Genomic DNA, 12990 nt, shown 5'->3' with positions numbered 1-12990 from the left:
CACTTGCTGCGTTTTTTTGTGACCTTTGTTCAGTCCGTGAAGCAAGACGGGAATTCTATCTGGAAAAAATCGCCTTACGGCAGAGCAAGGTTTTTAATTTTTGGGCGCCTGCTCGGCGGCATCGCCTGTCTTCTTGCCCGCCTCCGGCTTGGCTTCTCCCTGATTGGCATCAGCCGGTTTGCCCTCGTTCTGAGGCGTTGCATGCGACGCAGCCGCCCCGGCGGGGATAGCTGCCGCTGCGTCCGGTTGAACGGTCTCAGGGGCCTTTACGCCCTCCAGCACGCTGCCGCCAGATGCTTCAACGCGCGGGCTGAAACCGTAGTAAGACAACAGCAGCGTGCTGGCCAGAAAAACCGTTGCCAGCACGGCCGTGCTGCGCGAGAGAAAGTTGGCGCTACCGCTAGCGCCAAACAGGCTGCCGGAACTGCCGCTGCCAAAGGCGGCCCCCATGTCAGCGCCCTTGCCGTGCTGCACCAGGATGAGGCCCACCATGCCCAAGGCAGACAGGATTTGTGCCACCAGCACGAGGTTCATGACAAAGCTCATTCGTTCACTCCAATGTATTTTTTGATGTGGCCAAGCGCTCGATTAGCTGGCCGTCTCAATGATTTTCAGAAAGTCCCGCGCCTTGAGGCTCGCGCCGCCAATCAATCCGCCGTCAATGTCAGGCTGGGCCAGCAGCTCAGCTGCATTGCCTGCATTCATGCTGCCGCCATAGAGGATGCGCACACCCGCCGCTTGCAAATCGGCGGCGGCCAACAAGGCGCGCAATGCGGCATGTACCGTCTGCGCCTGCTCAGGCGTTGCAGTTCTGCCTGTGCCAATGGCCCAGACAGGCTCATAAGCCACCACCAGATCAGCCAGACGTTCGCCGTTCAGCTGAATCACCGCCGAAAGCTGGCGGCTGACCACAGATTCGGTCTCTCCCTGCTCGCGCTCTCGCAGGGTTTCACCCACGCAGACGATAGGCGTAAGGCCCGCCGCCAGCGCGCGTTGCGCTTTGACTGCCACTTGCGCGTCGGTTTCGCCCTGGTACTGGCGGCGCTCGCTATGGCCCACGATGACATAGCGCGCGCCCAGCTCTTTCAGCATGGCCGCCGATACGTCACCCGTATAGGCGCCGCTTTCGTGCTGCGACACGTCTTGCGCGCCCAGCGCAATGCCGCCCTGCCCTGCCAAAAGCAGCTGCACCTGCGCCAAATAAACGGCAGGCACGCACACGGCCACATCGCATGCCGGTTGCCCGATGCCTGCCAGCAACTCACCCATCAGAGCTGCATTGGCAGCCAGACTGCCGTTCATCTTCCAGTTGCCTGCAATCAGTTTTTTCCGGCCCATGACATCAGCTCCAGGTCAGAATGATCTTGCCCACGTGCGCGCCGCTTTCCATCAGCGCATGGGCGCGGGCTGCGCCGCTGGGCCATCCATCCGCGCCTTGCAGCGCCGGAAAAGTGGCATGAACCACGGGCCGGATGGCGCCGCTTTCCAGCAGCGGCCATACCCTTTCGCGCAGCGCCCTGGCAATGGCCGCCTTAAAGGCCACGGGGCGGGCGCGCAGCGTGTTGCCCGTCACGGTCAGGCGTTTGACCAGCAGCCGCCCTGCGTTGAACGCGCTTTTCACGCCGCCTTGTACCGCAATGATGGCCAGGCGGCCGTCTTCGGCCATGCATTCCACCTCGCGCTGCACGTAATCGCCCGCTACCATGTCCAGAATGACGTCCACGCCTTTGCCATTGGTGAGCTTTTTGGCTTCTTCGGCAAAGTCAGCGGTCTTGTAATTGATGGCGTGATCAGCGCCCAGCTCGCAGGCTTTCGCGCACTTTTCGTCAGAGCCGCAGGTCACGATGACGGTCGCGCCCAGCGCCTTGCCCAGCTGAATGGCCGTCACGCCGATGCCGCTGGCGCCGCCTTGCACGAGCAGGGTTTCTCCCGGCTGCAACCGCGCACGGTCAAACACGTTGCTCCACACGGTGAAGAAGGTTTCCGGCAGTGCGGCGGCCTGCGCGTCAGTCAGCCCCTTGGGGATAGGCAGACATTGCGCCACCGGGGCCACGCAATATTCGGCATAGCCGCCGCCCGCCACCAGGGCGCATACCCGGTCGCCCACTGCCAGCCCGCATTCGGCCAGCGCGGCGGCATCGCCCGCTTCAATCACGCCCGCCACCTCCAGCCCCGGCAGGTCAGACGCGCCGGGCGGCGGCGGATAGTGCCCTTGCCGCTGAACCACGTCAGGCCGGTTCACGCCTGAAGCTGCCACGCGAATCAGCGCCTCGCCCACGCCCGCCTGCGGCACAGGCCGCTCGGCAGGCGCCAGCACGGCAGGGCCGCCGTTTTCCCTGATTTCAATGCATTTCATCATTCAAAACCGGCTTGGGTCCTAGTAAAACAAGGCTGGAGTGCTCTCTTTTTGATAGCTATCATTCAGCCGCTGGCTGGCGTTCTTCGCGCGCCGGGCGTTCCAGCAGGGCTTTCATCGACAGCTTGATGCGGCCCTTGTCGTCGGTTTCCAGCACCTTCACGCGCACCACCTGGCCTTCTTGCAGGTAGTCGCTCACCTTTTCCACGCGCTCATGGGCAATCTGGCTGATGTGCAGCAGGCCGTCCTTGCCGGGCAGGATGTTCACCAGCGCGCCAAAGTCCAGAATCTTGGTCACGGGGCCTTCATAAACCTGCCCCACTTCCGCCTCGGCAGTGATTTCCTCAATGCGGCGGCGCGCCTCTTCAGCCTTGGCGGCGTCATTGCTGGCAATGGTGATCACGCCATCTTCGGCAATGTCTATGGTGGTGCCCGTTTCTTCCGTGAGCTGGCGGATGGTCGCGCCGCCCTTGCCGATCACGTCGCGGATTTTTTCCGGGTTGATCTTCATGGTGTAGAGCTTGGGCGCGTAGCTGCTGATTTCGGCCTTGGCCTCGCCCAATGCTTCCTGCATCTTGCCCAGAATGTGCATGCGCGCTTCCTTGGCCTGCGCCAGCGCCACTTGCATGATTTCCTTGGTGATGCCCTGAATCTTGATGTCCATCTGCAAGGCCGTGATGCCGCCCGTCGTGCCCGCCACCTTGAAGTCCATGTCGCCCAGGTGATCTTCGTCACCCAGAATGTCGGTCAGCACGGCAAAGCGGTTGCCTTGCTTGATCAGGCCCATCGCAATGCCGGCCACATGCGCCTTCATGGGCACGCCCGCATCCATCAGGCTCAGACAGCCGCCGCACACGGAAGCCATGGATGAAGAACCATTGGACTCGGTGATCTCGCTCACCACGCGGATGGTGTAGGGGAACTCATCCTTGCCGGGCAGCAGCGGCGCCAGGGCGCGCTTGGCCAGGCGGCCGTGGCCGATTTCGCGCCGCTTGGTGCTGCCCATGCGGCCCGCCTCGCCCGTGGCAAAAGGCGGCATGTTGTAGTGGAAGATGAAGCGGTCTTCAAACTCGCCCGCCAGCGCGTCAATGCGCTGCGCGTCGCGCTCGGTGCCCAGCGTGGTCACCACCAGCGCCTGCGTTTCGCCGCGCGTGAACAGGGCCGAGCCATGCGTGCGCGGCAGCACGCTGCTGCGGATTTCAATGGGGCGCACGGTGCGCGTGTCGCGCCCGTCAATGCGCGGCTCGCCCGCCAGAATCTGCCCGCGAACAATGGCCGCCTCCAGCTCGAACAGCTGGTTGTCCACCTTCACTTCGTCAAACTCCGCGCCCTCTTCGGCCAAAGCGGCCTTGACGGCGGCATACGCCTCGCGCAGGGCCTGCGTGCGGGCCTGCTTGCTGCGAATCTGGTAGGCCGCGCGCAGTTTTTCTTCAGCCAGCGCCTTGACCTTGGCCATGAAGGCTTCGTCCCGGGCTTCCGGCGCCCAGGTGCCGTCTTCGGCCCACAGGGGCTTGCCCGCTTCGCGCACCAGATCGTGAATGGCCTCAATGGCAATCTTGCCCTGCTCGTGGCCGAACACCACCGCGCCCAGCATCACGTCTTCCGAAAGCTGATCGGCTTCCGACTCCACCATCAGCACGGCCGATTCCGTGCCCGCCACCACCAGGTCCAGCTGGCTGTTCTTGCGCGCCGTGGGGCCGGGGTTGAGCACGTATTCGCCATTGACGTAGCCCACGCGCGCCGCGCCAATGGGGCCGTTGAAGGGAATGCCGCTCACCGACAGCGCCGCGCTCACGGCAATCATGGCGGCAATATCCGCATCCACCTCCGGGTTCAGCGACAGCGTGTGCACCACCACGTGCACTTCATTGAAAAAGCCTTCCGGAAACAGCGGGCGGATGGGCCGGTCAATCAGGCGGCTGGTCAGCGTTTCCAGCTCGCTGGGTTTGGCTTCACGCTTGAAAAAGCTGCCGGGAATCTTGCCCGCCGCGTAGGTTTTCTCGATGTAGTCCACCGTCAGCGGGAAAAAGTCCTGCCCCGGCTTGGCCTGCTTGCTGGCGGCCACCGTGGCCAGCACCACGGTGTCGTCCATGTTCACCAGCACCGCGCCTGTGGCTTGGCGGGCGATTTCGCCCGTTTCCATCACCACGGTTTTGTCGCCCCACTGGAAGGTTTTGGTGACTTTGTTGAAAAGGCTCATGTTTGCTCCTTGTTTGATAGCTGCCCGCGCTTGTTTTGCGGGCGCTGGAGCCGGTTTTTCTCAAGACGCGATGCCATTCCAGAACCCGGCCCGCCAGCCAAACCGGCAGGGCCTGCAAACTTTTTCGGGTTTTGGAATGACACAGCCTCGCCTGTGAAACGCCGCGCTCCGGGGTTGAAAAAACACAAAAACGCCTGGGCCAGCAAAGGCGTCAGGCGTTTTGGCGTGCATGGCGGCTTACTTGCGCAGGCCGAGTTTCTGAATCAGGGCCAGATAGCGGTCGGCATCGCGGCCCTTGAGGTAGTCCAGCAGCTTGCGGCGGCGGCTGACCATGCGCAGCAGGCCACGGCGGCCGTGGTGGTCTTTGGCGTGCTGCTTGAAGTGGGGCATCAGCTCGTTGATGCGGGCCGTCAGCAGGGCCACCTGCACTTCGGGGCTGCCGGTGTCGCCAGCCTTGCGGGCGTTGTCCTTGACCACGGCGGCCTTGTTCTCTTTGGAGATCATTGCTTGAATCCTTGCGTTCCAAATGGTTTGACTTGCGCCACGCGCCGGAACTGCACGCGGCGTGCGTTTTGCGACATGCAAAACCGGCGGATTGTATTGCATCGCCCCTGTCTGGGCCTGCCTGATAAGAGGCTCAAGAGGCTGCGCTTTCGCTGAAAGGCGGCAAGCGCAGGCGCACTCTTGCGGGCGCACTCTTTTTTCAGGCGCGCCGCAGGGTAAAGCGCTCAAAGCCCGCGCCAAGCTGGCGGATTTGCTCTGGCGTGAGCGTCCAGGCGGGAGCGGCGGGGGTGCGGCATTCCTGCACGGCCCAGCAAGTCACGCCGCTGGCGCGCAGTTCGTCAGCCAGGGCCAGCAATTCGCTGGCGCTGAACAGGCCCGGGTGCCAGGTGGTGCGGCATTCAAAGTCGATGCCGCTGTCCGCCAGCGCGCGCAGAGCTTGCCGGGGACGGCCGGCGCTGCCGGGGGTGGCGGTGATGGCGTCGTGCCGGTGCGCGGGGGCCTTGATGTCCAGCCCCACCCAGTCCAGCTGCGGCAGCAGCGCGGCCAGGCGCTGCGGGTACATGCCGGCGGTGTGCAGGGCCGTTTGCATGCCCAGCGCGCGCACGGCGGCAAGGGCGTCGGCAAGAGCGGCCTGCAAGGTGGGTTCGCCGCCGGAGAAGACCACGCCGTCCAGCAGGCCGCGCCGCCGGTGCAAAAAGGCCAGCGCGTCCGGCCACGGCAGGGCGGGCGGCGTGGCGGCGTCCAGCAACTCCGTGTTGTGGCAGTAGGTGCAGCGCCACGGGCAGCCCTGGCAGTAGAGAACGGCAGCCAGGCGGCCCGGAAAGTCGATGGTGGTCAGCGGCGTGAGGCCTCCCAGGCGCAGGGGCTTGCCGCTTTCCGCCGCAGGGCAGGCGGCCTCTGGCGGCAGGCTGGCTGGTGTTTTCACATCAAAAAGAGGAGCGAATTCAGGCATCTTGAATGCCGTGATGTCCTAGAGCATATTGAAAAGTATGCTATTGACGAAGGAGCAAATTCACGGCATGGCCGTAATGACCATCGCCATTCCCGCGCGGGCGGGAATGGCGACTCTGAAGCAGCCGCTCAGGCGCAACGGCCCAGCGCGGCAGGTTCTGCAAAGAAGCGCCGCTCGGCGTGCTCGCCCTGTTTGCCGATGTTGAAGCTGGCAACGGGGCGGTGGTAGCCCATCACGCGCGTCCAGACTTCGCAGGGCTGGCGCTCTTCGTCGGTGAGTTGCACGGCGTCGGCGGCAGGCGCCGCAACCGGCCGGATGGCAATGGTTTTGCTCATGGAAAGCTCCTTTCGGGTGGTTGAAGAAAAGGGGAAGAAGGCTGTCGCTGCTTCTTTGATGGCTGCTGCCGCGCGTGATGGAAGGCTTGCGCCAGACCGGGCCGTTTCTTGAACAGGCATTTGCAGCCTGCTCTGAGCCTGCCGTCAAAACGCTCCCGGAACCATCATTTATTTCGCTACCAATTTGATTGCATCAAGTCCCGTGAGATCGTGCGGTAAATGCGTTCTTCAGGCCTTGAATTCGCTCTCGAAAACAGAGTGAAATACGCCAGTCTGCGAACAGGTTTGGAGCTGGTTCTCAAGCCGCCCGCGCCTGCTGCTGGCGCTCAATGGCCTGGCGTTTGGCCGCCAGCTTTTCGGCGTCGCACAAGGGGCAGTATGGGTGCTCGCCTGCCAGGTAGCCATGCACGGGGCAGACGGAAAAAGTGGGCGTGACGGTGATGTAAGGCAGGCGAAAGCGCGTGAGGGCGCGGCGCACCAGCTCGCGGCAGGCGGCGGCGTCTGATATGCGCTCGCCCATGTACAGGTGCAGCACGGTGCCGCCGGTGTATTTGGTTTGCAAGTCTTCCTGCCGCGCCAGCGCCTCGAAGGGGTCGTCGGTAAAGCCCACGGGCAGCTGCGATGAGTTGGTGTAGTAGGGCTTGCCGGGCGTGCCCGCGTGCAGGATGTCCGGCCAGCGTTTGAGGTCTTCCTTGGCGAAGCGGTAGGTTGCGCCTTCGGCGGGGCTGGCTTCCAGGTTGTAGAGATGGCCGGTGCGCTCCTGAAAACCGGTGATGCGCTTGCGCACGAAGTCCAGCAGGCGCAGCGCGAAGGCGTGGCCCCATGCGGTGGTGATGTCCTGCTCGCCGCGCGTGAAGTTGCGCACCATTTCGTTGATGCCGTTCACGCCCAGCGTGGAAAAGTGGTTGCGCAGCGTGCCCAGGTAGCGCCGGGTGTAGGGAAACAGGCCCTGATCCATCAGCCGCTGGATGAGCTTGCGCTTGACTTCCAGGCTCTGGCTGCCCAGCTCCAGCAGGCGGCCCAGCGCGTCCAGCAGCGCGGCTTCGTCGCCCGCGTGCAGGTAGCCCAGGCGCGCGCAATTGACGGTGACCACGCCCACGCTGCCCGTTTGCTCGGCGCTGCCAAACAGGCCGTTGCCGCGCTTGAGCAGCTCGCGCAAATCCAGTTGCAGGCGGCAGCACATGGAGCGCACCATGTTGGGCTTCAGCTCGGAATTGATGAAGTTCTGGAAATACGGCAGGCCGTATTTGGCCGTCATGGCAAAAAGGCGCCCGGCGTTTTCGCTCTCCCACGGAAAGTCGGGCGTGATGTTGTAGGTGGGAATGGGAAAGGTGAACACGCGCCCTTTCGCATCGCCCGTGGTCATCACGTCGATGTAGGCGCGGTTGATCAGGTCCATCTCGGCCTGCAAGTCGCCGTAGGCGAAAGGCATTTCCTCGCCGCCGATCACGGGCACTTGCTCGCGCAAGTCTTCAGGGCACACCCAGTCGAAGGTGAGGTTGGTGAAAGGCGTTTGCGTGCCCCAGCGCGAAGGCACGTTCAGGTTGTAAATCATCTCCTGCATGCACTGGCGCACGGCGGCGTAGTCCATGCCGTCCTTGCGCACGAAGGGGGCCATGTAGGTGTCGAATGACGAAAACGCCTGCGCGCCCGCCCATTCGTTTTGCAGCGTGCCCAGGAAATTGACGATCTGCCCCACGGCGGAAGACATGTGCTTTGGCGGCGCGGCCTCCACCTTGCCCGGCACGCCGTTCAGCCCTTCGGTGAGCAGCGTGCGCAGCGACCAGCCCGCGCAGTAGCCGCTGAGCATGTCCAGATCGTGAATGTGAATGTCGCCCTCGCGGTGCGCCTGGCCGATGTCGGGCGCATACACATGCGAGAGCCAGTAATTGGCCGTGACCTTGCCCGCCACGTTCAGGATGAGGCCGCCCAGCGAATAGCCCTGGTTGGCGTTGGCGTTCACCCGCCAGTCGGCGCGCGTGAGGTATTCGTTGATGGAGCTTTGCACGTCCACCAGCGTCTGCGCGTCGGCCCGCAGCGTGGCGCGGCGCTGGCGGTAGGCCATGTAGGCGCGCGCGGTGGCCATGTGGCGCGCGGCAACGAGCGTTTGCTCCACCACGTCCTGAATCTGCTCGATGTGCGGCGCGCCGCCCGGCCAGCGGTAGGCCAGCACGCGGCATGCCTCATCGGTCAGGAGCGCGGCTTGCGCATCGCCGAACTCGCCCGTGGCCGCGCCCGCGCGGGCAATGGCCGAGCGGATGCGGCAGGCGTCAAAAACGGCGCGCTGGCCGTCGCGCTGGATGACGGCGGCGGGCATGGCAGGCGCGGCGGCGCTGAGTGAAGACGTGGTCACGGATCAGATCTCCCGGAAAAAAGATGAAAGGCGCAGCGCGCGGCGCTGCCCGGAACCAAAGACAAACAGGACAGGCGGCTGCCCGGGCCGGATGGCGGCAGGCAAGGTCATGACACTTCTGGCGTTTGCGGTGCAGGGGTGGCATGGGCGCAGGCCGCGTCAATGGCCGCCGGGCGGCCCTGGCCGTCCACGGCCACCATCACGAACACGCCCTTGATCACTTCTTCGCGCCGCGCGCCGGGCGCTTCGGCAAAACCGCTGATGCACACCGTCATCGAACTGCGCCCCACCCGGCTCACCCAGGCGCGCAGCGCCAGCGTGCGACCCACGGGAATGGGGCGCATGAAATCAATGCCCGACGCGCCCGCCATCACCACCTCGCGCCGCGCCAGCTTGCGCGCGGCCATGAAAGCCGCCTTGGCCATCAGTTGCAGGCCCAGGCCCGCAAACAAGGTGCCGTGGTGGTTGGCCATGCCCGGCAGCACCAGTTCCTGAAGTTCGGCGCTCGAAATCGCCGTCTGCTCATCTCTCGTCATCACTCGCAATTTACGCAAAACGGCTGCGCTGCAAAAGCACTGAAATGGCGAATAGTTGCGTGAAAATTCCGGGCCTTTTGCAAATATTGCGAATGCTCGCCATCCCGCATGGCGCATCATCCGGGCCATGAAAAAAACCTTCATGGGCCTGAAGCTGCGCCGTCTGCGCGCCGAGCGCGGCCTGTCGCAAACAGCCCTGGCGCACACGCTGGGCATCTCGCCCAGTTACCTGAACCAGATTGAGCAAAACCAGCGCCCGCTCACCGTGTCCGTGCTGCTCAAAATCAGCCAGACGCTGGGTGTGGACGTGCAGCAGTTCTCCGAAGACGACGAGGCGCGCCTGGTCGCCGCCCTGCGCGAAGCGCTGGCAGACGCGCCCGACGCCATCTCCCTGCCCGAGCTGCGGGAAGTTGCCGCGCAAATGCCCGCGCTGGCGCGCGCCGTGCTGGCGCTGCACCGCCGCAATGCCGAAGCCGCCGAGCGCCTGGAAGCGCTGGCGCTGCGCCTGGGCGACGAACGCGGCGGCGGCGCACTGCCGCGCGCCCTGCCCTTTGAGGCCGTGCGTGATTTCTTCTTCGCGCACCAAAACCACTTCGACGCGCTGGACCGCGCCGCCGAAGCGCTGGCCCATCAAGCCCAGAGCCAGACCCAAGCTCCGGTGCGCGGCGGCGCGCTCGCCGCCTGGCTACAGCAGCGCCTGCAACAGCAGCACGGCGTGCACGTGCGCCACGCCGAAGGCGCGCAAGCAGACAAGCGCCGCTACGAACCGGCCACGCGCACGCTCTTCATCGCAGCGGCGCTCACCCCCAGCCAGCAAGCCTTCCAGATGGGCACGCAACTGGCCTTGCTGGAGCTGGGCGAAGCCATCGACGCGCAAATTGACGCACCCTCCCTCGCGCACGACGACGCCGCGCGCCGCCTCGCCCGCATTGGCCTGGCCAACTACGTGGCCGGCGCGCTGCTGCTGCCGTATGCCGACTTCCTGCAAGCGGCGCAAGCCTTGCGCTACGACATCGACCTGCTGGGCCAGCGCTTTGACGTGGGCTTTGAAACCGTCTGCCACCGGCTCAGCACGCTGCAAAGGCCGGGCGCGCCCGGCGTGCCCTTCTTTTTCGTGCGGGTAGACAAGGCGGGCAACATCTCCAAGCGCCAATCGGCCACGCACTTTCACTTCTCGCGCACCGGCGGCGCCTGCCCGTTGTGGAACGTCTACGAAGCCTTCGGCCAGCCAGACCGCATCCTGCGGCAAGTGGCCGTCATGCCCGACGGGCGCGCCTACCTGTGGATTGCGCGCGCCGTCTCGCATGGCCGCCCCGGCTGGGGGCAGCCGCGCAAACAGTTTTCCATCGGCCTGGGCTGCGACATCCGGCACGCGCCCCAGCTGGTCTATGCCCAGGGGCTGGACCTGAACGACCCCGGCGCAGCCACCCCCATCGGCATGGGCTGCAAGGTGTGCGATCGCGCCCAATGCCCGCAACGCGCCTTCCCCTTCGTGGGCCGCGCGCTGCAAGCAGACGAAAACCGCAGCTGGTTTGCGCCCTACAGCGCCTAGGCCTGGCACAAACTGCCCCCGGAACCGTTCATCCGTGGGCGCGAAAAGCGCAGCCCCGGGCGTGGTTCTTGCAAACCATCCCGGTCCACCCCTGCGCCCTTACAGCCGAGCGCAAAGCAGGCTTCCTGACATATATAGCTCCTTAATCGATAGCATGAGGTCTTAGTGGAGCCAGCGCAGATGCCGTTTTATGCCCTCATAAATTCGCTCTTTTTTTGAGAGCATCCTGCATTTGCAGGCGTCTATTCACAAACGGGCCGGGAGCTTCAAAGCCTGACTGACGCATGGCGTGCCGCCGCCAGAATCCATCCGCCTGCCGGAAGCGCCCACGCAAGGCCGCTTCCGGCGCGAGCGCGGGACCAAGCGCTGCTTTTCACCGCCTGTCTCTAGAAAACAGACAAGGCCGCCACATGGGAAATGGAAAATAGAAAGAGGGCATGGTGCCCAAAAGGCTAGCCAACTGCCTTGCCCAGCACGTCGCAATCGCCCGGCCATCCTGATTTTTTGCCCCGCACTGCGCAGGCGCCCGCGCGATATTGCGCGGTATCAATAAGGCGCCGCATCGACAAACCAATCATTATTGGTGGCGGCTTTTCCCGCCTGGCCCGTCCCGCCGGGCAGCAGATGTTCAATCAAGCGCCATTGCAAATTTGCAAAGACGCAATCCAATCAGCAGCCGCTCATGCGCCTGGCGTGATTTCATTTTGCATTCAAAGCGCTGCGGCGCGTGAAATTGATTGCGCCCACATGATTTTGGCGGCATATGCCAATGCAATTCACATTGCCGCGCCAGCATATTCAACGTCATTCTCGGCGTTTCACCGCTTGCATCTTGCGCAGTGGCGGGTTTTACCGGCAAGGGCGCTGATTATTTTTCGTGCTGCCTGAATATTGCGAATGGTCATGCAACACCCCATTCACGGCGGCGCATGGGTTTATTGGGCAAGCATTTTCTGCTTTGCCGGGAAATCTGGTTTGATTCAGGCTGGCAATGCGGATGGGGCGGCGTTCATCCACCGATTCATCAGAACCTGTTCAGCGTCTGGCCGTGAGGGCGAAAGCGAGAACCGGGATGGACTACAAAGCGCAAGCCGCAGATGAGCCTGACTGTTCAATTGCTGCCCATCAAGGATTGGAAGGATTGGCAACGCCGCAGGCCGCCTTGAGGCCGCTCTTTCTGCACCCGCGAACAGGCTTTGAACAGGTTCCCAGAGCTTTGCGCGCACCGATCCGCCGCCCTGCTCTGCCCTTCACGCGCCCGCTGCGCCCGCTGCGCCCGCAGTGCGTTGCCTTGAGGCATAGGTTTGCTCCGTTATTGGGAGCATGATCTCCAGGAGAAACGGGCGCAAGCGCCACTTTCGGCCTCTTGAATTTGCCCCTTCTTTTGTAGCAAGCCACCCGCCGATGGCGCGTTTCACGCGTGAAAAACCGCTGCGGCTTGACGGGGCACGGGCGTACGCTGGCGGGCGTGGGCGCTCACACCAGCATGCTGTTGCGGATCAGGCCGACGGCCAGGCCCTCGATGACGAAAGGCTCGCCGGGGCGCACGGTGATGGTGGGGTAGTCGGGGTTTTCAGGATGCAGCTCGATCACGTCGCCATTGCGGTGAAAACGCTTGACGGTCACGTCATCGCCCAGGCGGGCGACAACGATTTGGCCGTTGTAGGCCTCGCGGGTGCTTTGCACGGCCAGCAAGTCGCCGTCGATGATGCCCGCGTCGCGCATGGACATGCCGCGCACGCGCAGCAGGTAGTCGGGCTTGCGCGAAAACAGGTGCGCTTCAATGTGGTAGGTCTGGTCCACATGCTCTTGCGCCAGGATGGGCGATCCGGCCGCCACGCGCCCGATCAGCGGCAGCGCCAGGTGTTCGGGCGGCAGTTGCGAGGTATCCACCACCATCAGTTTGGCTTCTCCGCGCAGGCGGATGCCGCGCGAGGCGCCGCTGACCAGATCAATCATGCCTTTCTGCGCCAGCGCTTGCAGGTGCTCCTGCGCGGCATTGGCCGACTTGAAGCCAAGCGCCGTTGATATTTCCGCCCGCGTGGGCGGGGCGCCTGTTTCGGCAATGATGGTTTTGATCAGATCCAGAATCTGCCGCTGGCGGTCCGTGAGCTTGCGGGTCATGATGGCGGTGGCGGATAAAAAGACTGTTTCGATATCCAGTGATGCCTGTATTTTTAATCAGCTTTCTGGAATATGCAA

Annotated in this window: 12 protein-coding genes; 2 read left to right on the top strand and 10 right to left on the bottom strand. The window is 63.9% G+C overall.

What is annotated here, in order from left to right; translation table 11 throughout:
- Positions 1-93 precede the first annotated feature (93 nt).
- From secG to QB898_RS02495, 9 genes are all read right to left on the bottom strand, one after another.
- Entirely contained in the window at positions 94-546 is a 453-nt protein-coding gene (secG, locus tag QB898_RS02535; protein ID WP_279523660.1) for a preprotein translocase subunit SecG, read from the bottom strand.
- A gap of 42 nt (positions 547-588) precedes the next feature.
- Positions 589-1338, bottom strand: coding sequence for a triose-phosphate isomerase (gene tpiA, locus QB898_RS02530; RefSeq protein ID WP_279523659.1), 750 nt, complete (start codon positions 1336-1338; stop codon positions 589-591).
- 4 nt (positions 1339-1342) lie between these two features.
- Positions 1343-2356 (bottom strand): NAD(P)H-quinone oxidoreductase, encoded by a 1014-nt coding sequence (locus QB898_RS02525; protein ID WP_279523658.1) that lies wholly within the window; start codon positions 2354-2356, stop codon positions 1343-1345.
- Positions 2357-2417: 61 nt separating this feature from the next.
- A complete protein-coding gene (gene pnp, locus QB898_RS02520; RefSeq protein ID WP_346429792.1) occupies positions 2418-4556 on the bottom strand; it encodes a polyribonucleotide nucleotidyltransferase in 2139 nt (712 codons plus the stop codon).
- A gap of 237 nt (positions 4557-4793) precedes the next feature.
- Positions 4794-5060 carry a 30S ribosomal protein S15 gene (gene rpsO / locus QB898_RS02515; RefSeq protein ID WP_050715744.1) on the bottom strand — a complete coding sequence of 89 codons (267 nt, stop codon included), beginning with the start codon at positions 5058-5060 and terminating at the stop codon, positions 4794-4796.
- A 199-nt stretch (positions 5061-5259) separates the two neighbouring features.
- A complete protein-coding gene (locus tag QB898_RS02510) occupies positions 5260-6012 on the bottom strand; it encodes an anaerobic ribonucleoside-triphosphate reductase activating protein (protein ID WP_279523657.1) in 753 nt (250 codons plus the stop codon).
- 128 nt (positions 6013-6140) lie between these two features.
- Positions 6141-6347 carry an anaerobic ribonucleoside-triphosphate reductase gene (gene nrdD, locus QB898_RS02505; RefSeq protein WP_279523656.1) on the bottom strand — a complete coding sequence of 69 codons (207 nt, stop codon included), beginning with the start codon at positions 6345-6347 and terminating at the stop codon, positions 6141-6143.
- 298 nt (positions 6348-6645) lie between these two features.
- Complete coding sequence (locus tag QB898_RS02500; RefSeq protein WP_279523736.1) at positions 6646-8664, bottom strand: ribonucleoside triphosphate reductase; 2019 nt, start codon at positions 8662-8664, stop codon at positions 6646-6648.
- 143 nt (positions 8665-8807) lie between these two features.
- Positions 8808-9236 (bottom strand): acyl-CoA thioesterase, encoded by a 429-nt coding sequence (locus tag QB898_RS02495; RefSeq protein WP_279523655.1) that lies wholly within the window; start codon positions 9234-9236, stop codon positions 8808-8810.
- Positions 9237-9363: 127 nt separating this feature from the next.
- On the opposite strand from QB898_RS02495, the gene QB898_RS02490 reads away from it, so the two are divergent.
- Positions 9364-10788, top strand: a complete 1425-nt coding sequence (locus QB898_RS02490) for a short-chain fatty acyl-CoA regulator family protein (protein WP_279523654.1) — start codon at positions 9364-9366, stop codon at positions 10786-10788.
- 465 nt (positions 10789-11253) lie between these two features.
- Positions 11254-11676: a hypothetical protein gene (locus QB898_RS02485; protein ID WP_279523653.1), complete on the top strand. Its 423-nt coding sequence runs from the start codon at positions 11254-11256 to the stop codon at positions 11674-11676.
- A gap of 588 nt (positions 11677-12264) precedes the next feature.
- Here the strand turns inward: QB898_RS02485 and lexA are convergent.
- Positions 12265-12912, bottom strand: coding sequence for a transcriptional repressor LexA (lexA, locus tag QB898_RS02480; RefSeq protein WP_050715740.1), 648 nt, complete (start codon positions 12910-12912; stop codon positions 12265-12267).
- Positions 12913-12990 lie beyond the last annotated feature (78 nt).

Origin of the sequence: Ottowia cancrivicina (assembly GCF_029813755.1) — a bacterium.
Classification (GTDB): domain Bacteria; phylum Pseudomonadota; class Gammaproteobacteria; order Burkholderiales; family Burkholderiaceae_C; genus Ottowia; species Ottowia massiliensis.
Note: the sequence above shows the minus strand (reverse complement) of the source record. Positions and strands in the feature narration are given on the sequence as shown.